This window comes from Catenovulum agarivorans YM01 (assembly GCF_000281085.1).
Classification (GTDB): domain Bacteria; phylum Pseudomonadota; class Gammaproteobacteria; order Enterobacterales; family Alteromonadaceae; genus Catenovulum; species Catenovulum agarivorans.
Genome location: NZ_AJWM01000048.1, coordinates 40584 through 64124 on the forward strand (window position 1 = coordinate 40584; position 23541 = coordinate 64124).

The window sequence follows — 23541 nt, forward strand, 5'->3', positions numbered from 1 at the left end:
AATTTGGAATTGAAATGAAAAAAGCATTAATTACTGGCGTTACAGGCCAGGATGGTTCTTATTTAGCGGAATTTTTGTTGGACAAAGGTTACGAGGTTCACGGTATAAAACGTCGTGCATCTTTGTTTAACACTGAACGTGTAGATCACATATACCAAGATCGCCATGAAGAAAATCCAAAATTTTTTCTCCATTATGGTGATTTAACAGATTCTTCCAACTTGACGCGAATTTTGAAAGAAGTTCAGCCAGACGAAGTATACAATTTAGGTGCACAATCGCACGTTGCGGTATCGTTTGAGTCGCCAGAATATACAGCTGATGTGGATGCAATGGGCACTCTGCGTTTATTAGAAGCAATTCGTTTTTTAGGATTAGAAAAGAAAACTAAGTTTTATCAAGCTTCAACTTCTGAATTGTACGGTTTGGTGCAAGAAATACCGCAAAAAGAAACTACGCCGTTTCACCCTCGCTCGCCTTATGCGGTTGCAAAAATGTACGCGTATTGGATTACTGTAAATTACCGCGAAGCTTACGGTATGTATGCCTGTAATGGTATTTTATTTAATCATGAATCACCGCGTCGTGGTGAGACGTTTGTAACTCGAAAAATTACGCGTGGCATTGCAAACATTGCTCAAGGTTTAGAAAAATGCTTATACCTAGGCAATATGGATGCATTACGCGACTGGGGCCATGCCAAAGACTATGTTCGTATGCAATGGATGATGTTACAGCAAGACACCGCTGAAGATTTTGTTATTGCTACAGGAAAACAAATTTCTGTACGCGAATTTGTTCGTTTATCTGCCAAAGAAGCTGGCATAGAGGTTGAATTCAGCGGTGAAGGCGTAAACGAAATTGCAACTGTTACCGCAATTACCGATGCTAATAAAGCACCGGCTTTAAGTGTTGGTGATGTAATTGTAAAAGTTGACCCTAAATACTTCCGCCCTGCAGAAGTAGAAACTTTATTGGGAGACCCATCAAAAGCAAAAGCTAAATTAGGTTGGGTACCAGAAATCACGGTAGAAGAAATGTGTGCCGAAATGGTTGCAAGTGACTTGGATAAAGCCAAACAACACGCGTTACTAAAATCACATGGGCACAATGTAAGCGTGTCAGTGGAATAAATGCTTGCCTTTATACATTGCTGAGCTGCGAGGCTCAGCCTAATCATTCAATAAATTTTAGCTTGTATGAACTGCATAAGTTAATCAATGGAACTTCAATGCCCATAAAAATATCAATTATAACAGCAACCTATAACAGTGCCAAGACAGTTGTAGATGCAATTAAGTCTGTTAACGCTCAAACCTATCAAAATATCGAACACATTATTATTGATGGTGGCTCAAAAGATGACACTGTTGATGTGGTAAAACGTTCAGGTGAGCGTATTGGTATTTTAATTAGTGAACCAGATAAAGGAATTTATGACGCGTTAAATAAGGGAATAAACGCTGCAACAGGCGATGTAATTGGATTTATGCATTCTGACGACATTTTTGCTGATGAGCATGCCGTTGCGCAAATAGTAAAAGCGTTTGAAGATAGTCAAGCGGACTCCGTTTACGCAGATTTAGACTATGTACAAAAAAATGACACTACCAAAGTTGTACGTAAATGGATCAGTGGCGATTTTAAATTTGAGAAGCTAAAAAGCGGCTGGATGCCACCACATCCAACCTTTTATATGAAGCGAGAAAAATATCAACTGTTAGGCGGGTTTGACTTAAGCTATAGAATAGCCGCTGACTACGATTCGATACTTCGTTATTTGTGGAAAGGCAAAGTTTCAACGCATTATATACCAGAGGTCTTGGTGAAAATGCGTGTGGGTGGGGCAAGTAACCGAAGTTTAAAAAATATTATTCAAAAATCCAAAGAAGACAAACTAGCGTTAAAAACAAATGGTCTTCCTTGGCTTAGAGCTCTAACATTTAAAAATTTGTCGAAAATTCCACAGTTTTTGAAAAAATAGCCAGTTGAATTTTAGGTACCAATTATGAAAAAAATATTTGTAGCAGGCCACAAAGGTATGGTCGGTTCTGCAATTGTCCGCCAGCTTGATGTTAAAGCTAATGTGGAAATTGTAGTAAGAGATAGAAAACAACTTAATTTGCTTGACCAAACTGCTGTCGCTGAATTCTTTAAAAATGAATCTATTGATCAAGTTTATTTAGCCGCAGCTAAAGTGGGTGGCATTATTGCTAACAACACCTACCCAGCGGAGTTTATTTATGAAAACTTGATGATGGAATGTAATATTATTCATTCAGCTCATCAAGCTGGCGTAAATGATTTACTCTTTTTGGGATCTTCGTGTATTTACCCTAAATTTGCAGAACAACCGATGAAAGAAGAGGCTTTGTTAACTGGTGTGTTAGAGCCTACAAACGAGCCTTATGCTGTAGCAAAAATTGCTGGTATTAAGCTGTGCGAATCATACAACCGCCAATATAGTAGAAATTATCGCAGCGCAATGCCAACTAATTTGTATGGCGAAAATGATAATTTTCACCCTGAAAACTCGCATGTTATTCCAGCTTTAATTCGCCGTTTTCACGAGGCAAAATTAAACAATGCTTCTGAAGTCGTTGCATGGGGCTCTGGTAAACCAATGCGCGAATTTTTACACGTAGATGATATGGCCGCTGCCTGTATCCATATTATGAATTTGGATGACAAAACCTATCAAGCCAATACTCAGCCTATGTTAAGTCACATTAATGTGGGTACAGGTGTAGACTGCACTATTCGTGAGTTAGTTGAAACTGTGGCCAAAGTAGTTGGGTTTTCAGGTGAAATTAAATTTGATACAAGTAAGCCTGACGGTACACCTCGCAAATTAATGGACTCGTCGCGTTTAGAAGCGCTAGGGTGGAAATATTCAATTTCATTAGAAGATGGCTTAGCTTCAACCTATCACTGGTTTTTAGATAACCAAGATCAGTTTAGAGCTTAATAAAGGAACTTTCGTAGTATGCATCGAATATCTGAATTGGACGCATTAAGAGGGATAGCTGCACTATGTGTGGTTATCTATCACTTTTTTTACAATTACCACACAATATATGGTCACGCAACATTACCTGTTGAATGGAGTTATCTAGGGCGTTATGGGGTTCAACTATTCTTTATTTTAAGTGGGTATGTCATATTTTTAACACTGTCCAAGGTTAAAAAGCCAATGGACTTTATAATTTCTAGGTTTTCTCGGTTGTACCCTGCATTTTGGGTTTCCGTAGCCATAACTTTTGTTGCTGTTTCAACTTTTGGTTTACCAGGGAGAGAGGTGTCATTGATTGCTGCGGTTGCTAACCTGACTATGTTGCATGAGTATATGAGACTTCCACATGTAGACACTGTTTATTGGACTTTGACTGTAGAGTTAACATTTTATTTTTGGATGTTTCTTTTATTTTGTATTAACAGGTTACATAGCTGTTTGAATTTCTTTGCTATGCTCGTCATTTTGGGAATAGGCGATTCAGTTGGCCTCTTTAACATACCAAATGCAATTAAAAAAATCTTTATTATCGATCATATTTCTTTTTTTATGGCTGGTATTTGTTTTTATTTAATTACATCTAATTTGCAAAAGAAAGCAGCACTTACGTGTCTTCTGCTTTCGATTATTTCAACCTTTGTATCTTATAGTGTAGATCACGTAGTTCTTTTTCTTTTATTCTTTGTAACTTTCTTCTTAGCAGTGTCGGGAAGGTTGTTGATTTTAAACAATAAAGTCCTCATCTATTTTGGTGGCATTTCATATACTTTGTATCTAATCCACCAAAATGTTGGCTACATGATCATCTACCATTTAACGCCTATATTCGATAATGCTTATTTAGCAATTTTCCTAGCTATTTGTACTTCAATTCTACTTGCGCATGTTCTCTCATCATATTTTGAAAGACCAGGACTAAAATTGTTACGAGAATGGTACTCTAGAAGGCGAGAAGCGTAAGTACTGATGAATATTAATATACTGAATTCAGGACACAATGTGCTTCAAGTAGTAATTATGGCGGGCGGTTCTGGCTCGCGTTTATGGCCCCTTTCTCGCTCAGCTTACCCAAAACAATATTTACCGCTTGCAAGCGATAACTCTATGTTACAAGAAACTGTATTGCGCTTAAAAGGCAGTGATCATTTAGCACCTCTGGTAATTTGTAACGAAGACAACCGCTTTATGGTGGCTGAGCAACTTAGAGCGATTAAAGCGCTGCAAAGCCCAGTAATTTTAGAACCAGTTGGCCGCAACACAGCCCCAGCTATTGCACTTGCCGCTTTGCAAGCAACTGCAAATGGTGACGACCCTCTACTATTAGTTTTAGCCGCTGACCATGTTATTCAAAACAATGATGCGTTTTTAGCTGCCATTGATAAAGCCCAAGCTCTTGCCAAACAAGATAAGATGGTGACTTTTGGCATTGTGCCAACCCATGCTGAAACTGGTTATGGTTATATCAAACGTGGCAACGCAGTAGCCACAGCTTACGCAGTAGATAGTTTTGTTGAAAAGCCGGATTTAGCCACAGCAACCGAATATTTAAATAGCGGTGAGTACTACTGGAATAGTGGTATGTTTATGTTTAAAGCGAACCGTTACTTAGCTGAACTAGCTAAATACCAACCTGCTATCTTAGAAGCCTGTAAAAAAGCCATTGGTAATACAGCAGCTGATTTAGATTTTGTTCGTGTAGATAAAGAGGCTTTTGAAGCTTGCCCAGATGATTCAATTGACTATGCGGTTATGGAAAAAACTGACGCTGCTGTGGTGGTTCCATTAGATGCTGGTTGGAATGATGTTGGCTCATGGTCAGCATTGTGGGAAGTGAATAATAAAGATGATAACGGCAATGCCGTGCGTGGCGACTTTATCGGCGAAAATACCAAAAACTGTTTAGTTTATGGTTCGGTTGAAGGCCGTATGGTAGCAACTGTTGGTGTTGAAGACTTAGTGATAGTCGATACTAAAGATGCGGTTATGGTTGCAGCTAAAGATAAGGTGCAAGATGTTAAAAACATCGTAAACCAATTAAAAGCTGAAGGTCGCAGCGAATTCCAGTTCCACCGTGAAGTATATCGCCCTTGGGGTAAATACGATTCAATTGATAATGGTGCACGTTATCAAGTTAAACGTATCACAGTAAAACCTGGTGCGAAATTATCTGTGCAAATGCATCACCACAGAGCTGAGCACTGGATTGTAGTATCTGGCACTGCCAAAGTAACCAATGGTGATAAAGAGTTATTATTAACAGAAAATCAATCGACTTATATTCCAGTTGGTGTAATTCACGCATTAGAAAATCCAGGTAAAGTACCATTAGAACTGATTGAAGTTCAGTCAGGTTCATACCTTGGTGAAGACGATATTGTACGTTTTGAAGATAGATACGGTCGCGTATAAGATTGGGTTTTAATATTTAAATCTTGTTGTTTATTTGTTGTGGTTAATCTGTTCAATAGATTAAAAATGTTAAATTATTTGGCGCAACGCGAATTAATCCACATTTTTTTTCTATTGTCATATTCAAGCCATGTTGCTTGATGTATTATTGCGCGTGTTTGAAATAGCCTCTCTAAAAACGGAGTTTATATGGAAATAATAGCCGCCATTGCTATTAGTTTTGCATCAGTCTTTATTTTAAAACCTTTCGCTGAAAAAGTCGGTTTGGTTGACAAACCAAATGCGCGTAAAGTGCACAAAGGGTCTATCCCTTTAGTCGGTGGTATTGCGTTTTACATAGCAACTATGTTTGCTTGTATGTTGGCTTTCCCTGGCGAAAAGTTAATTACCTTATTTTTAATATCATCTGCATTTGTTGTTTTTTTAGGTGTGTTAGACGATTATCACAACCTTAGTGTGCGCTCACGTATTGTTGCACAAGTGCTTATTGCCAGTATTATGGTGTTTGGCGCCGATATTTATATTCACGACCTTGGTAATTTAGTTGGCTTAGGGTCAATTGATATTGGTGTGTTGGGTGCTTTACTTACTTTTGTTGCTGTTATTGGTGCAATTAACGCATTTAATATGACCGACGGTATCGACGGCCTTGCAGGTTCATTAGCGCTAAACACATTTGCCAGTGTTGGTATTATGTTTTATTTGGCTAACCAGCAAGACTTTATTGCCCTGCCAATAATTTTAGTTTGTGCGATATTGCCGTATTTAGCTTTTAACTTAAGTTTAGTACCAGGACCTGTTAAAAAAATATTTATGGGTGATGCTGGCTCTATGTTTATTGGCTTAAGTGTTATTTGGTTATTAACCTTAGGTACACAAGGTGATGCATCTGCTAGCGGTGAAGCTGCTTTTAGAACTGTAACTGCATTGTGGATTATTGGTATTCCATTAATGGATATGGCGGCCATTATTTACCGCCGCGTGCGTAAAGGTCAATCAGCCTTTTTGCCAGACAGAGACCATTTACACCATATATTCTTGCGTGCTGGCTTTAGTTCACGTCAGTCGCTGTTTATTATTTTTAGCTTGTCGTGTTTATATTCAGGTTTTGGTATTGCAGGTGAGGTGTATCAAATACCAGAGTGGATTATGTTTGTTAGCTTTTTAGCTGTATTTGCCGTGTACTGTTATGCATTAATTCGTGTATGGAAGCTAGTACGTTTTGTGCGCCGCAGTACTGTTAAGCGTATACGTAAAAGACAAGCTCGGCTTGCAAAAACTATTTAATAATTAATTTTGTTGTAAAAGGCCGGCTTTGTTCGGCCTTTTTGCTTTCAGGAACTATAAATAATGCGCACATTTAAACTTTCTTTATTAGCAACAGCTGGTTTGTTGGTTAGCGGAACTTGTGTTAGTAATTTTGCTATGGCCGATACGCCAGTAAAAAGGCCGGATACCACCACCTCTTTTCAAGGGTTTTCTGGCTATTTTAATGTGCCTTCAGCTTATAACTTTGGTGATGGCGAAATTGTATTTATGCATGGTAACCAATCAGAACTAATCAACCATTATCAATCTACGCCTAACTTTCATTTTGCAGCAGCTTTTTCTGATTATCTTGAGGTTACAGGTCGAAATATGGCTCATCACAACACAACCACAAAAGGTTCCGATCTGTCAGCGAACATTAAGTTTACCTTACCATATATTCCTGGAAACTGGTTTAAGTTAGCTGTTGGTATTCAAGATTTAGGTGGGGCGTCAAATTTCCTAGACTCAAAATATGCTGTTTTGTCGCGCTATTTTGTTGATTTTAATTTAGATGCTTCAATAGGTGTAGGCCAAAGTGAATCGAGTTTTGGCCGTATGGATGGTGTATTCGGTGCGGTCAAATGGCAACCCTATGAGTGGGGTGCGGTATTAGCAGAATACGATGCTGTAAGTGCAAATTATGGTGTTGAGCTTTCAACCCCAAAAGATTGGTTAGGTGGTAATACGCGCATTTTTGCCAAAGCTATGTTGGGTGCCAGTGAAGATAATTTAACTAATCATACCTATTGGGGCATTGGTATTAGTACAAATATGTACCAAACCCGTGCTGAAATTACGCCTGCTTTAGCTGAGAATGTTATTCAAACCGGTATTAATGAGGTGCAGGCATCTGCTGCTCAAAATCAGGCAAAGCAAGCAGAACCTTTGTTATTAATTCGCCAAGCTTTGCGTAAACGTAAATTTACCGATTTTAAATTAGGTTTAAACCCGTCGGGCGAGCATTTAACTGTTCGGGTTGAAAATAATAGATATAGCGGCAATCATATTGATACCTTTTCTGTGGTTATGGCGATAGTTGCTCAGTATGCACCTGAATCGGTAGCAGCCTTTACTGTAGAAATTACGCAAGCCGGTATTGTGGTTGACTCTGTGGCAACTTCGGTAGTGGCGTATCGTAACTTTTTACAGGGGGGGGAGTTGCAAATTACCTCTGGTAATTCTGCTCAAAGCGTTAATTGGTTAGAGGAAGATTCAAGCTTTTTTGTTAAACCTAGTTTAACTTTGTATCCGCATATTAAATCGACCGTGGGTACTGAGTTTGGTATGTTGGATTATTCGTTAGCCTTAGCGACACATTTAGAGTTACCCATTCCGGTTTGGCCGGGGTTAACCGCTACTGCTTTTCATTTAACTCAGTTAACTGAAAGCCAAGATGTTGACCGTGGTCGCATCCCAAACTTTACTAAACACGATAATGGTCTTCAAACCTTAACTTTAAATCAGGCGATTAATTTGCCTTTTAATACTAAAGCTTTAGTTAGTTTTGGTAAGTTTGCGCGCGATTATAAAATGCTTGGTGGCGAGTTAGGTTGGCGCAGTGATAATGGCCAACATCAATTTTTTGTTTACTCAGGCAAATATGAGTATTCAGGTGAGAAAAGCTATTATTATTACAGACCTTGTGTGGCCAACCCAAATAATAGTTTGTCTTCGTGTTTGCGACCATTGCCAGAGCACAGTGACAAGCAGGTTTCTGCAATTAAGTATAGATATTATTCGCCTTGGTTAAATACCAGTATATTTACTAAGTATGGTAAGTTTTGGGCGGGTGATAAAGGGATAGATATTTTAGTCAGCCGTTATTTTGACGACTTTGAGGTAAACTTGTCGTTTAAAGCGACCAAAGATGCTGATGAAGGGTTAAGTACTGCTTATGTATATGAAGATGAATACCAAAAAACCATAGGTTTAGGTTTTACTTATAACTTTGGGGTACGTAAAGATATTAATAATCGCTTTATTAACGTAACAACACGTGCCGATTGGAGTTATGTGTTAAATACTTTAGTAGGCGAAGAGCACAATGGTTTAACTTATGGTTTAGCTGACGAGGCGCGTACTTATTACCATTTAGATAACCACTTTAATAACTTTGGCCGCTCTGGTACCAGTTATTTACAGCGCCATCAAGACAGGTTGCGTGCCGCGTATTTTGAGCTTTAATTTTGCTTTAAACAGTTTTTAGGATAAAGGTTTAACAATGTTAGTTACTTCAAGTGTTATTAAAAATTCGGGTGTTCAGTTTGGCACTAGTGGCGCCCGTGGTTTAGTGGTTGATTTTACCCCAAGTGTTTGCGCAGCTTTTGCTATTGCTTTTGCTAAGGTGGCGCAACAAAACTTTAGTTTTTCAACTATTGCCATTGCTATTGATAACCGCCCAAGTAGTTATGCTATGGCGCAAGCTTGTGCGCAGGGTTTGCAGCAGTTGGGTATAAATTCTGTTTATTATGGTGTGGTGCCTACACCTGCTTTGGCTTATAAAGCGATGCAAGATAATGTGCCGGCTATTATGGTTACTGGTAGCCATATTCCGTTTGATCGTAATGGCTTAAAATTTTATCGCCCTGATGGCGAGATTTCTAAAGCGGATGAGTTGGCTATTTTAGCTGAACAAGCTGAATTTACAGCGTTGTCATCTTTACCTGAATTAGTTACAGATGATGCCGCTAAAACTGCTTATATTGAGCGTTATACATCTTTATACCCTGCTGATGCGCTGGCTGGTAAGAGCATTGGTATTTACGAGCACTCAAGTGCTGGTCGTGATATTTATCGACAAATTTTTGAGGCTTTGGGCGCACAGGTAACTAGTTTAGAGCGCAGTAATGAGTTTGTGGCGATTGATACTGAGGCGGTTTCGGCTGAAGACCAAGCAAAAGCGCAAGCGTGGAGCAAAGAGTATGGTTTTGATGCGATATTTTCTACCGATGGTGATGGTGATCGCCCGTTAATTGCTGATGAATACGGTAATTGGTTACGTGGTGATATTTTAGGTTTGTTGTGTAGTAAAGCGCTTAATATTGAAGCTTTAGCTGTGCCGGTAAGTTGTAATACGGCTATTGAGCAGTCTGCTTTATTTACTAAGGTTGTACGCACTAAAATTGGTTCGCCGTATGTTATTGCTGAGTTTTCGGCGCTGTCGGGTGATTTTAAGGCGATTGCCGGTTTTGAGGCCAACGGTGGTTATTTGTTAGGTAGCGATGTTTTGGTTGAAGGCAAAAGTTTAAAAGCTTTGCCAACACGTGATGCGTTATTGCCTGCGTTTGCTTTGTTAACTCAAAAGGCTACGTTAGCTGAGCAGTTAAAAACTTTACCGCCACGTTTTACTGTAAGTGACAGGCTGAAAGATTTTGCGACCGAAAAGAGTAAAGCTTTAATTGCTGAGTTAACCACTCAACCTGAAAAAGTAGCTGCTCAGCTGGGTTTTGCGTCTGTGAATAATGTGAATACCACTGATGGTTTACGTATTACTATGAATAATGGTGATGTTGTGCATTTTAGACCATCTGGTAATGCTCCAGAGCTGCGTTGTTATGTTGAATCAGCATCAAACCAAGCAGCGCAGCAGTTGTTAACTAAAGCGTTAGCGTTTTTGTTAGAGCTTTAGTTTTTTTGCCTAAAGCTCATTTGCTATTGCCCTGTTTTTGGGCGATAAATTCATTCATGTCTTCGTTATTTACTCGTGAGTATATTTCTTCTACTGCGAGTGTTAGGTCTATCGATTCAAAGTGAATTTCATCGCCTAAAAAGTAATGGGTTGGCCGCCATTGGTCGCTTTTACGAAATACCGCTACATCTACATAGTCTTGTTCAATTATTACGTATTCGACTAGTGTTGGAATGTTTATGTATTCCATGCGTTTTATTTGTTCGTCTATTTTTCGGGTTGATTTTGAAATTACTTCAACCGCAATAACTGGGGTTGTTGTGAAGTACGGGGTTGTTTCATCAACGCTACAATCTACCAAGGCATCTGGGTAGTAAAAGTTATCCCGTACTCTTATTTTCATGTCTGAACCAAAGGGTTCGCATGGTGAGTTTTTGAGATGGTATCTAAGTTCTGACAAGATATTAAGTGATATACGTTCGTGGTTTTTACTTGCCCCCGCCATTGCATATACTTGGCCGTTAACCAGTTCGTGTTTGGTGTCGCTTATTAGCTCACCATTTAAGTATTCTTCTACTGTTATGTTTTGTTGTTTTGTGGCGGTAGACATTGTTGAATCCTTAATTGCTTGTGCTGGCTTTAGTTTACTATTAATTGCTGTAAATATCTTTATGCTGTTTAAGTTTGTTCTCATTAGTGAGTATTGCTTGCTATTGCGTGGTAAGGGTTCATACTGATAGGTATGAAACGTTATAAGGTTCGGCATTATACCCAATACACTTACCCAGAGCCTGTGCTGCTGTTTCCTCATTTGTTGCGTGTAAGACCTCGTGAAGGTGTTGATTTACGCATTATTTCTTCTGAGTTAACCGTGTTTCCCAAGGCCAATTTATTTTGGTTTAGGGATGTTGAAAGTAATTCGGTTGCATCTGCTTCATTTTTTTGTAAAACCAATGTATTGAGTGTTAATAGTGAAGTGTTGGTTGAAAAATATGATGCTCAGCCGTTTGATTTTTTGGTTGAGGATTATGCTGTTGACTTTCCATTTATTTACCAAACGGATGAGCTAGTGTGTTTGCGCCCGTATATGAGCGGGTATAAGTTGGCAAAGTCTGATCTTGTTCAAGCTTTTGTTGATGAGTTTTGGGTGTACGGCGACCATATTCAAACATTTACTTTGTTGTTTGAAATTAATCAGTATATTCATCAAAATTTCGTTTATATAAAGCGAGATGAAGAGGGCGTGCAAAGCCCTGAACAAACGCTTTATTTTCGTTCTGGTTCGTGTCGTGATTTCGCTTATTTGTATATGACTGTGGTTAAACAGCTTGGTTTTGCTTCAAGGTTTGTTTCTGGTTATATATGCTCTGATTATTTAAATGGTGCCGCTGGCGCAACACATGCTTGGGTTGAGGTTTTTATCCCTGGTGTCGGTTGGAAAGGGTTTGACCCTACGCAGGGTACTCTTACAGGCTTTGAACATATTCCTGTCGCTGTTGCGAGGTGCCCTAGATTGGTTCCTCCTGTGTCTGGTCAATTTTATGGCGCTGGTATATCCGCTATGGCCGTGAGCGTTTTTGTGTCTGAAGTTTTACCAACAGTAAGGCTTGATTAATAAAATTTTGTTGTTATTGGCGACTTTGTAATAACGAGTAAATATAGAATGAAAACGTCCTCTGATATTCGATCCACTGCTGAAGATAGCCTGATTCCTATTGTTACTCGTGGGGCGTGTATTTCGGTGGGTTTTGCTCATGGCTCTGTTTGTGTGTTAGATAGTTTAACTGGCTTACCTGATGCTCAGCCTGATAACAGTAGCATTATCAGTGTAGAGGTTGAAGTTAATCGTTTAGCTATTGCGATTAAGTTTGTTTCGCAAGAGTTGGTTGTTTTGGCCACGCGTGTAGCAAAAGAAATAGATGCGAACTTGGCTGTGGTTTTTAATTCGCATATTGAGATATTGAACGACAAAGTTGTTACAGATGAGCTACAAAAAGAAATTGTTGCAAATTTGCTCCCTGCTAATATTGCTGTTCTTCGCGTTTTTTTGCGCTGGGAGAAAAGATTTTTATTAATGGAGTCAATTTTTTCTAGAGAAAAAGCTGAGGATTTTCGGGATATTTCTGTTCGACTGCGTAAAGCTTTAGCTGGCGTTACAACTCATCCATTAAGTTCTATTCCGGAGCATTGTGTACTTGTTGTGCCTAGATTATTACCCTCGGATACTGTTCATTTGGCAAACAGGGCTGTTGCAGCCATTTTGTTGGAGTATGGCTCGTTTGGGTCTCACTCTGCACTGTTTACTCGTCAGTTAGGTATTCCTTGTGTTTCTGATATATCTAAAGCCACAGGATTTTTTAAAAGTGGCGATGTGGTTGTGATTGATGCCGCTCAAGGGATTGTGACGTTAAACCCTAATCGTAAAATTTTGGAGGATTTTCAGGTTAGGGTGAATCGTGACACTTTGTTGAAAGCTAAGTTTAAAGAGCGAGCATTTGAGCTTGCTGTTACCGAAAGCGGGGATATCATCAAGGTAAATGCGAATATAGGTTGCGCGGAAGACGCTGTTAAAGCGGCTGAAGATGGTGCCGATGGCGTCGGACTTTATCGGCTTGAGCATTTGTATATTGGTAAAACTCAACCTCCAACTTTTGAGCAACTTGTCCGTGAAGTCAACCATACTCTCGCTCCTTTTAACGGCAAGTCTGTTTGCGTTAGGTTGCTGGATGTTGGCTCGGATAAAGTTGTGCCGTACCTTGGATTGCCCGAGGAAGGCAACCCTGCTTTAGGTCGACGAGGGATTCGTTTAATGCGCGAGTTTCCTGAGTTACTGGAAATTCAGTTAAAAGCTTTGCTGAGTTTGATGGAAGATTTTGACTTACAAATTTTGATTCCTATGGTAACTGTAGCAAGTGACGTTGCGTTTGTTGCTAATGTGCTGTCTAAATGTTGTGCTGAGCTATCGGTTAAAAAACCTTTGTTGGGTGCAATGATTGAAACTCCTGCCGCTGTTTTGTCGGTGGTTCAAATTGCGCCATATGTAGATTTTTTTAGTTTTGGAACGAATGATTTAATCCAATATATATTTGCCGCTGATAGGGAAAGCGCATTGGCGGACGTCTATTTTAATGAGGCTCCTGAGGTGATATTTCGGTTAATTGAAAAGGTGCATAATGATGTTCCTGCAATGCCTTTGTCTGTTTGTGGTGAGTTGGCTGGTAATCAGTTGTATACAGAGAGGTTGTTAAACTGTGGGGTTACGTCTTTAAGCGTGATTTCTCCTTTAGTTTCAACAATTAAACACAATATTAGAAATATAGGTTTGTAAGTAAACATTTTATCAATGTGTTAAGGGGGGGGCTGATTGTTATTGCGCCATATTTGATACGATATGTTGTTTTTTTTATAGTTTTTTACACTATACATTAGTTTATCTGCCACTTTCATGGCTTCTTTGATGTCGTCGGGCGTTGATTCAAAAGTGACTACGCCTACACTAAAAGTAACTGGCCAGTTTGCTTTGAGCATACTGTTTTTAAGTTGTAAGTTTGCATTGGAAAAAGCTGATTTTGCTGAGGTTTGACTGGTTTCTGGCAATAGGCACGCAAATTCATCTCCTCCAATTCGGGCTACTGTGTCGGTTTTTCTTAGGGCTCCTTTTAAGCATTTTGCAACTTCAATAAGCAGCCGGTCTCCTTCAATATGTCCATGCGAGTCGTTTATTTTTTTAAAGTCATCAATGTCTAGAAACGCAAGTGAAAATGTATGGTGGTATCTTGACGAGCGCACAAGTTCATTCGCTAGTTCAATGTAAAATCCTCGTGAGTTGTTTATTTTTGTTAATTCATCTGTATCCGCTGCTATGCATTCTATACGATGTAAGTTTCTAAAGTTGGTTATTAGCATTGCAAGTAATATGAGACAAAGGGCGCTAAGTGTTTCGTTAACAAGTGATGTGTCTGGCGGTCTATATTTCATTATTTGTAGAAGGTACAGTAAGCTTGTGCAGAATAATGCTATTGCAATACCTGATTTTTTGGAGCCGTACCAACTAGCTATTATTATTGGGAATATATATAGCAGTTCTATGGCAATGCCTGTTCTGACTAATGCGGAAGTAACCGTAAATAAGAGTGAAATGACTACTGAAAGGCAGAAGATGTATTTGGCTGGCTTTTTATTTAGTATTGACAGGAGTGGCTTCACTTTATCACCCGCTTTTCATGATTAGCGCTTTTAGTGTAACACATCGCCTCTTCTTTAATGGATATTAGTCTACTATTAATTGGTAATTTGAGTTGATACTAATGGTGATGTAAATTGCATCAATTTTTTGTGGGTGCTACACTTTTAAAAGATTTGAATGGTTGTGAGGTTGACTAAAATTACCCAAAAAGTTATGGGGTAACCAGAAGTCTGATTTGGACAAGGCTGTTAGAGCTAATTGCGTTAGGTTCGCATGAAAACTTTTATAGAGATTTAAAACGCTAATTTATTAACTTAACAAGGATTGTTATGAACATTTCTAAAAATATTTCTGCAGTTGTTTCTTTGCCGGTTATTTCCCACCACGGTGCGGTAGACGGTGTTACTGGTTCTTGCCATAGGTTAACAATAAACCCAAATTTTAGTTTACTAATTGATTGCGGCTCGTTTCAAGGTGCTGAAACGTCTGGTAAGGCGGATGCCAATTCGCCGCACATCGACTTTGAAATTGATTCGGTAGCCGCGCTTATTGTGACTCATTGCCATATTGATCATGTTGGGCGTATTCCTTGGTTGGTGGCTGCGGGTTTTCGTAAACCTATTTATTGCACGCCTGCAACCGCGCATTTATTACCTTTGGTGTTAGAAGATGCGATTAAGCTGGGTATTACTAAAGATAAGCGTTTGGTTGAGTCGTTTTTAAAAGTGATTAATTCGCTTATTGCGCCGGTTGAGTATAAAACTTGGTTTAGTTTACCGCTTGGTGAAAACGCCAAAAATGGCGAAAAAGTTAAGTTTAAATTTCAGCCCGCGGGGCATATTTTAGGCTCTGCTTATGTAGAGATTGATTGCCATAAACATAGGTTTGTTTTTTCTGGTGATTTAGGCGCCCCCTATACACCTTTGTTACCTTCACCCAAAGCGCCATACAAAGCGGATACTTTGGTGATAGAAAGTACTTATGGTGATAAAAATCATATTGGCCGTAAGCAGCGGCGCGCACAGTTAAAAAGTGTGGTTGAGCGTTGTTTAGAAAATAACGGCGCTGTGTTAATTCCTGCTTTTAGTATTGGCCGTACGCAGGAGTTGTTGTATGAAATTGAGGATATTATTTATCGCTCGGCTAATAACTCTACTTGGCAAGATTTAACTATTATTTTAGACAGCCCCATGGCGGCAGATTTTACTGCGCATTATAAAAAGTTGTCGGCCTTGTGGGATAAAGAGGCTAAGCGTAAGTTAAAGCAGGGTAGACATCCACTCGATTTTGATAATTTGTATACCATTGATGATCACCAACAGCATTTAGATGCTATTGAGTATATTCGCCGTAAAGGTTCGCCTTGTATTGTTATTGCCGCTAGCGGTATGTGCTCGGGCGGACGCATTATGAATTATTTGCAGGCGTTGTTGCCGGACTCGCGCACTGATGTTGTGTTTGTGGGTTATCAGGCTAAGGGGACGCCGGGGCGGGATATTCAAAAATATGGCCCGCGTGGTGGTTATGTTGTGTTGGATGGTCAGCGGGTTGATATTAAAGCTGGTGTGTATACTTTGTCGGGTTATAGCGCTCATGCTGATCAGTCTGATTTAATCAATTTTGTGAAACGTATGCGTTATAAACCTGGGCATATTAAAATTGTTCATGGCGATGATGAGGCTAAAGTGGCGTTGCAGGCAAAATATCAGGCTTTGTTGCCTGAGTGTTTTGTGGAAATAGCGGGTTAGTTTTGTGCTATACTACAAAGGTACTTATACGATTTACCGGTAGGAAAGTATGCGTAAGCAAATCGAATTACAGTTACAGCATGTGCTGAATGTTGCTACCATTGTTGACAAGCAACTAACTAAAGAACAAGCGAAAAGCTTGCTTTGTGTTATTGTGTCTAGTGTTCGCTCTATGAGAAACGAAATATTAAAGTTAAATAATGATGACTTTAATGAGTCGGAATTAAGCGAAACCATCAATACTATGGAAGTTTTGGCAGCTGCCTATGAGGTAATAGAATACAACACCCCGCATGCTGACGCTGACTTTGTTGATGCGTGCCGTTACGTTATAAATGATGCAAAAACTGCAGCTCAATGGTTAAAGCATATTGAAAACCCTAACGAGCCAGCTATTTACCATTCAGATATTAATATTAGTGAAGTTTCTGAGGTGTTTGGTGAATTTTGGGGTGGTTACGATAAATCTCAAGATCCTGAATTTATTGAAGTAGCGTAAGTAAGTGACGAACACGGAAGTTAAAGCTTTCAAAAGCACTCTAATTAAAAACAACCCATTTGTAGATCGCTTTATCACTGAGTTAAAGCGGATAAAGCTAAACCCTGAATATAAATCATCAATATTGGGTGCCGATCGAGATTTTTGGCAACCGCAAAGTGCTAAAGATGAGAGTTTGATGCACTTCCATATTATTGAACTTGAACCTAATCAACAAACAAGTGATGCATTTTTGATATATTGCCAGGGGTTTACGAATCCAAACTACTATCTGGTTATTGATGTTATTTTGAAAGACGCGCATCAGAAGTGCAGAGACATGAATAAAATGCGTGATTATGCCAGTGTCGCTGCGCTATTTAGAAATAAATACTAGATATCTTTTTTCTTCAAGTTTTTGTATATGAGCTAAACTTAACTCATCATTGTTTTCTTTAGGGAATCATTCCCACATGCGCTTTGTATTAACTTTCCTAATTGTTCCTCTATGTTGTTTTAATCTTCACGCCAAAATGTTGTGGTCGGACGCAAGTTTTACTTATTTAAATGGCAGTAATTACCAAGTGGGCGATAACAAGCGTGAGGTTTATACCTTTGAGCATGCGGCTAAAACCAGTTGGGGTGATAGTTTTTTATTTATTGAGCAGTTGCAAAGCAATAATGGCGATAAACAAATTTATGGTGAGATAAGCCCTAGATTTGAGTTGTTACAGTTGGATAATAGTGTTGCTGACGGTTTGTTCGTTGCGACGACTGTGGAGTTTAGTCAGCAGAATTTGCATGACGGAGCTGGGAGTGAATTTACTCATTATTTGTTGGGGTTGGGCACTAAGTTTACCCCGGAATATTTTACCTTTGTTAATTTGAATTTGTACAAGCGTTTTAATGATTCTGGTGATAGTAATTACCAACTTACTCTTGCGTGGGCGTTGCCGTTCGATAATTGGTTGTATGATGGTTTTATAGATTATGCGAGTGCGGTCTCGGGTAAGTCGCCAACTATGAATTTTACTTCGCAGCTTAAGTATAATTTAGCTTCTTTGTTGTCGGTTGATACTAAGGTGTTTTTGGGCATTGAGTATGTGTTTTGGAATGATAAATTTGGCATTGATGGGGTGAACGAGCGTAATGCGAATTTGCTTGTTAAGGTGCATTTTTAGTTTTTTGAAATCGCTGCTGGTTTAATGCGCGGCTAGATTTGTGGCAGGGAAGTCGAGTTGTTTGCGATGTATTTCTCAAAACCGCTGCAAGGCCATCCATGGCCCGCTCTCAAACGGTATCCCTACCGATTGGAAGTTTTGAGAAACACTATCTCAACCATCTCTCCTGACTATTGTATTGTGTGCCCACACAATGTTTGAAAAAGAGATTTTGCTCTAAGTTATTGCTCTAGCACTTTCCTGATAAATATATTGCTAGTTATTCAAACTCTACTAACAGCAATAAATAAGTTAGATAAAAGCGTACTTGAATGCTGGTTTTCTAAAACTTCAAAAGATAGGGACATCTTTTGGGAGCGGCCAGGGACTGGCGAACAGCGTTTTTAGAAAATCATGCTTCGAGTATGCTTGTAAGCACTGAGTTTAAAGCGCTGCCGATTGTATTCACAGCGGTTTTGCGAAAGTTATGGTCTGCCTATGCAACGTTTATATAGCTCTATCTTGGGTTGCTACTACGCCACTTTGCGACTTAATTTATTTTCAACTTGCTCGGGAAATTGCACTTGCGCCCACAGTGATTTAAGCAAAGGTTGAGTGTTATGGTAGTCGCCAGCCATAATCCAATTGATTAATGGTTGGGGATCTGACGGAAATATCACTCTGCCGCCAGTATTTTGCGCCAGCCAAGTTTCAACACTATCAAAATTTAAGCTAGGCATAACCGAAGCTAATCCCATAAGTTCAAGCGTATACGCGTTGCTAGCTTGCTCAAATTGACCATTTAATGGCTTAAGCAAAATACGTTTGCCATAACACAAAGCTTCGCTTGAAAGTTCAAAACCAGCGTTGGCGATTATGCCTTTGCTGTCGCATAAGTCTTGTTTAAAACCACTGCGGCTGAGTTTGCGGAGTTTTATATGTTCTTCGTCTTTATCTTCAGTGATGTCTGGGTGGTAACAATAAAATTGATAGTCACAAAAGTCAGCGAGCAACAGCTTAATTTGTTCAAGCGATTCAAATGGTAAATATACCATTATTTTATTGTCTTTACACTCAAGCTTTTCCGGTGCTTCAATAAAGGGCGGTATAATGTTGGCGCCAAAGTGATACCAATGCACACCTAAGTTGTGCTGACATGGCGCAAAGTATTTTAGGATTTTTTTATCTGCCCATTTTGCACCTTTGCTTGGAATATCCTGCATAAAAGCTGCTTGGTGAGAGATGTTGATGCTGGGTATGCCTTGGCGTTTTGCTGCCCATGCACTTATTGGCTCAAAGTCATTTAATACAACATCGTAGCTAGATAGATCTAAGCTTTTTACGTCTTTCCAAAATTTTCTAATTTCAACTTGTTTAAGGGTTGAAAATAAAGCTAAGTCGCCGTCTTTACTACTAAAAGACATACCTTTGCGAATTTGGTAGTCGCCAAACGGTTCCATATCAAAAAACTTGTCGGCTTCGCGACCTGAAAACAAATAATCTACTTTAATACCTAGTTCGTTAAAGCGGTTTGCCATGATTCTTGCACGGCTAATGTGACCATTCCCTGTACCTTGTACACCATAAAAAATCTTCATATATCTATAATATCCATCCTAAACTTAACCAAGCGCTGACCATTCCAAGTAAGGCGCCTGCTAAAATATCTGTCGGGAAATGCACACCTAAAAGTACACGAGATAAACCAACCATTGACGCCCAACTGTAGGCTAATAATGTGAAGCTTGGGTAAAATGCGCTAATTAAGGTAGCCATTAAAAACGCGGCTGCTGTGTGGCCTGAAGGCAAGCTAAATTTATCGCTTGGCTCTATATGAGCTGATACCAATAAGTCACTTGGGCGTGTGCGTTTAAAGGCTTTTTTCAGCATAAAGTACGATGGCAGCTCCATTAAAAATGCAACTAAACCTACGGCTAAAAACCAAATACCTTCTTGTTCAAGTAAGGCTAAAATAATGGCTAATGCAATATAAAAGTGTCCGTCACCGGTTTTAGAAATTAGGCGCACCCATTTCATATCGCGATTGTGCGTGTGCGAGAATATCCAGCCGAATAATTGTTGGTCTTTTTGGGTAATGATGTTCATAACACAGTGCCTAAATATTGTACTTTACTTGGCAAATATTATGATTTTTGTGTGACCTTATTTTGAACCAAATTGGTCAAAAATGTGACAGTGGTACTTGTTGATTTTTAACTGACTTTTTACATTGGATCTCACCCTATGTGCTGTTTATAATAGACGAAATTTCTTTTCCAATAAGGTAGTTAACCATGGAATTCAGTACCTCTTTATTATGCGACACCTACACAGATATGATTGATGTGGTTGAGCCAATTTTTAGCTCTTACGGCGGCATTACTAGCTTTTATGGTGTTATCACTACAGTTAAGTGTTTTGAGCATAATGGCCTTATTCGCCAAGTATTGTCGGAAGATGGCAGTGGTAAAGTATTATTGGTTGACGGTGGTGGCTCAAAACGCCGTGCGTTAATTGATGCTGAATTGGCTGAGTTAGCCGTTGCAAATAATTGGGAAGGTCTAATTGTTTATGGCGCTGTGCGCGACGTAGATGAACTAGAAGAAATTGATTTAGGCATTCAAGCAATCGCGTCTATTCCTGTTGGCGCTGATGATGAAGAAAGTGGCGAGCTAGACGCTGCAGTTAATTTTGCCAGCGTAACCTTTTTACCTGAAGATTATGTTTATGCCGACACCACAGGCATTATTTTATCACCAGAGCCGCTTGAGCTTGATGATTTAGTAGAAGAATGAGTTTAATGTAATTTTAATTACTGTAATTATTTTTACAGTAAGTTTGTTTACACTAACTCCTTTCTGTTTTATAGTTAACCTTCAATGCGCAAAAATTGGAGGTTAAATGCACAAATTTTATAACAGAGAAAATGAGCTCTTAACCCTCAAAAAAGTTTCTGAAAATCTTGAATATAGCAAAGGCCAACTAAGTGTAATGGTTGGCCGTAGACGGGTTGGCAAAACTCGATTGCTTAATGAAGCTTTTGCCCAAGGCTCACATCAATATTTATATTTCTTTATCAGCAGAAAAACTGAAAGTTCGTTAGTGGATGAATTTGCTCAGGTTATTCGCAGTGAACTGTCGGCCAAATTTTTTCACCCACAATCACTAAAAGATATTGTTGAGTTTTTGCTTGAGTATGCAATATCTCAGCCGTTAACTGTCATTTTTGATGAATTTCAAGATATAGATAAAGTAAATCCAGCTTTGTTTTCTGATATACAAAACTTATGGGACAGTTATAAAAGCAAAGCTAAGATGCATTTAATTTGCTGTGGCTCTTTATTTAGCATGATGGTAAAAATCTTTAAGGGCAAAGATGAACCTTTATTAAATAGAGACGATAGGTTTTTTAAAATTCAACCTTTGCAGCCTTCTTACATTGCCGCTGTAATGTGTGATCATAATCAATTTAGCCCTGAAAATTTGTTAACTTGGTGGTGTTTATCAGGTGGAATACCTAAGTACCTTGAGTGGTTAACTGTATTTTCTCAAGAGCGCAATGATATATTTGAAGCTGTCATTTCTGAATTCTCCCCCTTTGTAAAAGAGGGGACTCATAGACTTGTTGAAGACTTTGGCGCTGAACACAGAGTTTATTTCGATATTTTAGGTGCAATTGCTAAGGGTAATACTAGCCGCAATAAAATAGAAAATTATCTGGGAATGGGGGTTGGTGTGCATCTTGAACATTTAGATGTTAACTTTGATGTGATTAGCAAAAACCGCCCTATTACTTCAAAAGAAACGTCCCGAGACGTGCGCTACAGTATTACTGATCCATTTTTAAAATTTTGGTTTAGATTTATCCATGCCAACAAAAGTGCTGTTGAAATGGAAAACTATGCTTACATTCAACGCCATATTCAGCGAGATTTTGAAGTTTATTCAGGCGGCGAACTAGAAGCTTTGTTTAAAGCTATTTTGGTTGAGTCGAAACAATTTGGCCGTATTGGTGGCTATTGGGATGCAAAAGGCCAAAATGAAATAGATATTGTTGCCATCAACGATTTAGACAAACATATTTTAATTGCTGAAGTTAAACGCCAGCACAAGAAATATAATCAGCAAAAGTTAATTGAAAAGTCTCAAGGTTTGTTACAAAAGCTTAAGCTGAAAGATTACACGGTGAGTTATCACGGATTTTCATTAGATAACATTCAAGAGGTAATGGCAGCCCCACCAGGACTCGAACCTGGATCGGTCGCTTAGGAGGCAACTGTTCTATCCTGTTGAACTATAGGGCCATTTTGTGCCCTTTAGTATACTTATTTTTCCACAGTGTTGAACCCATTGTTTAACGAATTTACTTGGTGTTTGGGCTAATTTTTACTTTACCATGTTAGCCATATAGCTAACTTTGGGTTTTTTTATGACTATGTTAGCCATATGGCTAATGTGGTTTGTCTAAATGCTTTTTATCTCTTGCTGAAATCTCGCATCTTCAAGTAGCTTGGGTATATAATGCCTTTCATAACTTGCAAATTTCAGTACAAGATTCAGATTATAGAGGAAAATATGACTAAACCTGTGGTTTTTAGTGGTGCGCAGCCAAGTGGTGAGTTAACAATTGGTAATTACATGGGCGCGTTGCGTCAATGGGCCAGTATGCAGGGTGAATACGATTGTTTATTTTCAATTGTAGATTTACACGCTATTACTGTGCGCCAAGAGCCAGAAAAGTTACGTAACGCTTGTTTAGATGGTTTAGCTTTATATTTGGCCTGTGGCATTGACCCTGAAAAAAGCACCATATTTTTGCAGTCACATGTGCCTCAGCATACTCAATTGGCGTGGGCGCTTAACTGTTATACTCAAATGGGTGAGTTAAATCGTATGACTCAGTTTAAAGACAAGTCAGCGAAAAATGAGAATAATATCAACGCAGGTTTGTTTGCTTATCCAACTTTAATGGCTGCAGATATTTTATTGTATCAAGCTGACCAGGTGCCAGTGGGTAATGACCAAAAGCAACATTTAGAGTTAAGCCGTGATATCGCTACTCGTTTTAATAACGCCTATGGTGAGGTATTTAAGGTGCCTGAGCCTTATATTCCTGAAACCGGTGCGCGTATTATGAGTTTGTTAGAGCCGACGAAAAAAATGTCTAAGTCGGATGATAATCCGGGTAATTTTGTTGGTTTGTTAGAAGATCCGAAAAAAATCACTAAAAAAATTAAACGTGCGGTCACTGATTCAGATGAACAAGCGCGTATATATTTTGATGTGGAAGAAAAAGCTGGTGTGTCTAATTTATTAACTTTGTTGTCATGTGCAACAGGTAAGAGCATTGAAGCTTTAGTGCCTGAATATGAAGACAAAATGTATGGTCATTTAAAGAAAGACACAGCAGAAGCCGTCGTGGCATTATTAGAGCCAATTCAAACAAGATTTGCAGAAATGCGCAGCCAGCAAGATTTCTTAAATAAGGTGATGGCGCAAGGTGCTGAGCGAGCGTCAGAGCGCGCGCAAGTTATGCTTGATAAAGTTTATGACGCAATCGGCTTTATAGCAAAACCAAAAAACTAAGCTAAGCTTTAAGTTAAGCCAC

At 39.0% G+C, this 23541-nt stretch carries 21 protein-coding genes and 1 tRNA gene; 17 read left to right on the plus strand and 5 right to left on the minus strand.

Annotated features, from left to right (window positions below; translation table 11 throughout):
- Positions 1-14: 14 nt before the first annotated feature.
- From gmd to WSC_RS0100835, 8 genes are all read left to right on the plus strand, one after another.
- Positions 15-1133 (plus strand): GDP-mannose 4,6-dehydratase, encoded by a 1119-nt coding sequence (gene gmd, locus WSC_RS0100800; protein WP_016954011.1) that lies wholly within the window; start codon positions 15-17, stop codon positions 1131-1133.
- A 98-nt stretch (positions 1134-1231) separates the two neighbouring features.
- A complete protein-coding gene (locus tag WSC_RS0100805) occupies positions 1232-1984 on the plus strand; it encodes a glycosyltransferase family 2 protein (protein WP_016954012.1) in 753 nt (250 codons plus the stop codon).
- A gap of 24 nt (positions 1985-2008) precedes the next feature.
- Positions 2009-2968, plus strand: a complete 960-nt coding sequence (gene fcl, locus WSC_RS0100810) for a GDP-L-fucose synthase (RefSeq protein WP_016954013.1) — start codon at positions 2009-2011, stop codon at positions 2966-2968.
- Positions 2969-2986: 18 nt separating this feature from the next.
- Complete coding sequence (locus tag WSC_RS0100815; RefSeq protein WP_016954014.1) at positions 2987-3973, plus strand: acyltransferase family protein; 987 nt, start codon at positions 2987-2989, stop codon at positions 3971-3973.
- A 6-nt stretch (positions 3974-3979) separates the two neighbouring features.
- The gene (locus WSC_RS0100820; protein ID WP_016954015.1) at positions 3980-5422 is read left to right on the plus strand and encodes a mannose-1-phosphate guanylyltransferase/mannose-6-phosphate isomerase; all 1443 of its coding nucleotides are present in this window, start codon (positions 3980-3982) and stop codon (positions 5420-5422) included.
- Positions 5423-5611: 189 nt separating this feature from the next.
- Positions 5612-6709, plus strand: a complete 1098-nt coding sequence (wecA, locus tag WSC_RS0100825; RefSeq protein ID WP_016954016.1) for a UDP-N-acetylglucosamine--undecaprenyl-phosphate N-acetylglucosaminephosphotransferase — start codon at positions 5612-5614, stop codon at positions 6707-6709.
- Between the two features lie 63 nt (positions 6710-6772).
- Complete coding sequence (locus WSC_RS0100830; RefSeq protein ID WP_016954017.1) at positions 6773-8917, plus strand: YjbH domain-containing protein; 2145 nt, start codon at positions 6773-6775, stop codon at positions 8915-8917.
- A gap of 37 nt (positions 8918-8954) precedes the next feature.
- On the plus strand, positions 8955-10361 hold the full coding sequence (locus tag WSC_RS0100835) for a phosphomannomutase (RefSeq protein WP_016954018.1): 1407 nt from the start codon (positions 8955-8957) through the stop codon (positions 10359-10361).
- Positions 10362-10377: 16 nt separating this feature from the next.
- On the opposite strand, the gene WSC_RS0100840 is transcribed toward WSC_RS0100835, so the two are convergent.
- Positions 10378-10971 (minus strand): Uma2 family endonuclease, encoded by a 594-nt coding sequence (locus WSC_RS0100840; protein ID WP_026016591.1) that lies wholly within the window; start codon positions 10969-10971, stop codon positions 10378-10380.
- 132 nt (positions 10972-11103) lie between these two features.
- Here WSC_RS0100840 and WSC_RS0100845 point away from each other — a divergent pair, with 132 nt between their 5' ends.
- Both WSC_RS0100845 and ptsP read left to right on the plus strand, forming a co-directional pair.
- Positions 11104-11976 carry a transglutaminase family protein gene (locus WSC_RS0100845; protein ID WP_016954020.1) on the plus strand — a complete coding sequence of 291 codons (873 nt, stop codon included), beginning with the start codon at positions 11104-11106 and terminating at the stop codon, positions 11974-11976.
- Positions 11977-12024: 48 nt separating this feature from the next.
- On the plus strand, positions 12025-13689 hold the full coding sequence (gene ptsP / locus WSC_RS0100850) for a phosphoenolpyruvate--protein phosphotransferase (protein ID WP_016954021.1): 1665 nt from the start codon (positions 12025-12027) through the stop codon (positions 13687-13689).
- Positions 13690-13709: 20 nt separating this feature from the next.
- On the opposite strand, the gene WSC_RS0100855 is transcribed toward ptsP, so the two are convergent.
- The gene (locus tag WSC_RS0100855; protein WP_157447146.1) at positions 13710-14567 is read right to left on the minus strand and encodes a GGDEF domain-containing protein; all 858 of its coding nucleotides are present in this window, start codon (positions 14565-14567) and stop codon (positions 13710-13712) included.
- Between the two features lie 309 nt (positions 14568-14876).
- On the opposite strand from WSC_RS0100855, the gene WSC_RS0100865 reads away from it, so the two are divergent.
- From WSC_RS0100865 to WSC_RS0100880, 4 genes are all read left to right on the plus strand, one after another.
- Positions 14877-16295 (plus strand): MBL fold metallo-hydrolase RNA specificity domain-containing protein, encoded by a 1419-nt coding sequence (locus tag WSC_RS0100865; RefSeq protein WP_016954024.1) that lies wholly within the window; start codon positions 14877-14879, stop codon positions 16293-16295.
- 49 nt (positions 16296-16344) lie between these two features.
- Positions 16345-16794, plus strand: a complete 450-nt coding sequence (locus tag WSC_RS0100870) for a hypothetical protein (protein WP_016954025.1) — start codon at positions 16345-16347, stop codon at positions 16792-16794.
- 4 nt (positions 16795-16798) lie between these two features.
- Complete coding sequence (locus tag WSC_RS0100875; protein ID WP_016954026.1) at positions 16799-17170, plus strand: type II toxin-antitoxin system YafO family toxin; 372 nt, start codon at positions 16799-16801, stop codon at positions 17168-17170.
- A 76-nt stretch (positions 17171-17246) separates the two neighbouring features.
- Positions 17247-17954 (plus strand): nucleoside-binding outer membrane protein, encoded by a 708-nt coding sequence (locus tag WSC_RS0100880; protein ID WP_026016593.1) that lies wholly within the window; start codon positions 17247-17249, stop codon positions 17952-17954.
- A 512-nt stretch (positions 17955-18466) separates the two neighbouring features.
- Here WSC_RS0100880 and WSC_RS0100885 read toward each other — a convergent pair.
- Both WSC_RS0100885 and WSC_RS0100890 read right to left on the minus strand, forming a co-directional pair.
- Positions 18467-19531, minus strand: coding sequence for an MJ1255/VC2487 family glycosyltransferase (locus WSC_RS0100885; RefSeq protein ID WP_016954028.1), 1065 nt, complete (start codon positions 19529-19531; stop codon positions 18467-18469).
- 4 nt (positions 19532-19535) lie between these two features.
- Positions 19536-20039 (minus strand): phosphatase PAP2 family protein, encoded by a 504-nt coding sequence (locus WSC_RS0100890; protein WP_016954029.1) that lies wholly within the window; start codon positions 20037-20039, stop codon positions 19536-19538.
- A 188-nt stretch (positions 20040-20227) separates the two neighbouring features.
- Here WSC_RS0100890 and rraA point away from each other — a divergent pair, with 188 nt between their 5' ends.
- Positions 20228-20728 carry a ribonuclease E activity regulator RraA gene (rraA, locus tag WSC_RS0100895; protein ID WP_016954030.1) on the plus strand — a complete coding sequence of 167 codons (501 nt, stop codon included), beginning with the start codon at positions 20228-20230 and terminating at the stop codon, positions 20726-20728.
- 106 nt (positions 20729-20834) lie between these two features.
- Positions 20835-22202: an ATP-binding protein gene (locus WSC_RS23805; RefSeq protein WP_050996070.1), complete on the plus strand. Its 1368-nt coding sequence runs from the start codon at positions 20835-20837 to the stop codon at positions 22200-22202.
- Here the strand turns inward: WSC_RS23805 and WSC_RS0100900 are convergent.
- Positions 22162-22237: transfer RNA gene (locus WSC_RS0100900), tRNA-Arg, on the minus strand. The two genes, WSC_RS23805 and WSC_RS0100900, sit on opposite strands and share 41 nt — an antisense overlap.
- A gap of 271 nt (positions 22238-22508) precedes the next feature.
- On the opposite strand from WSC_RS0100900, the gene trpS reads away from it, so the two are divergent.
- Positions 22509-23519, plus strand: a complete 1011-nt coding sequence (trpS, locus tag WSC_RS0100905; RefSeq protein ID WP_016954031.1) for a tryptophan--tRNA ligase — start codon at positions 22509-22511, stop codon at positions 23517-23519.
- The last annotated feature ends 22 nt before the right edge of the window (positions 23520-23541 follow it).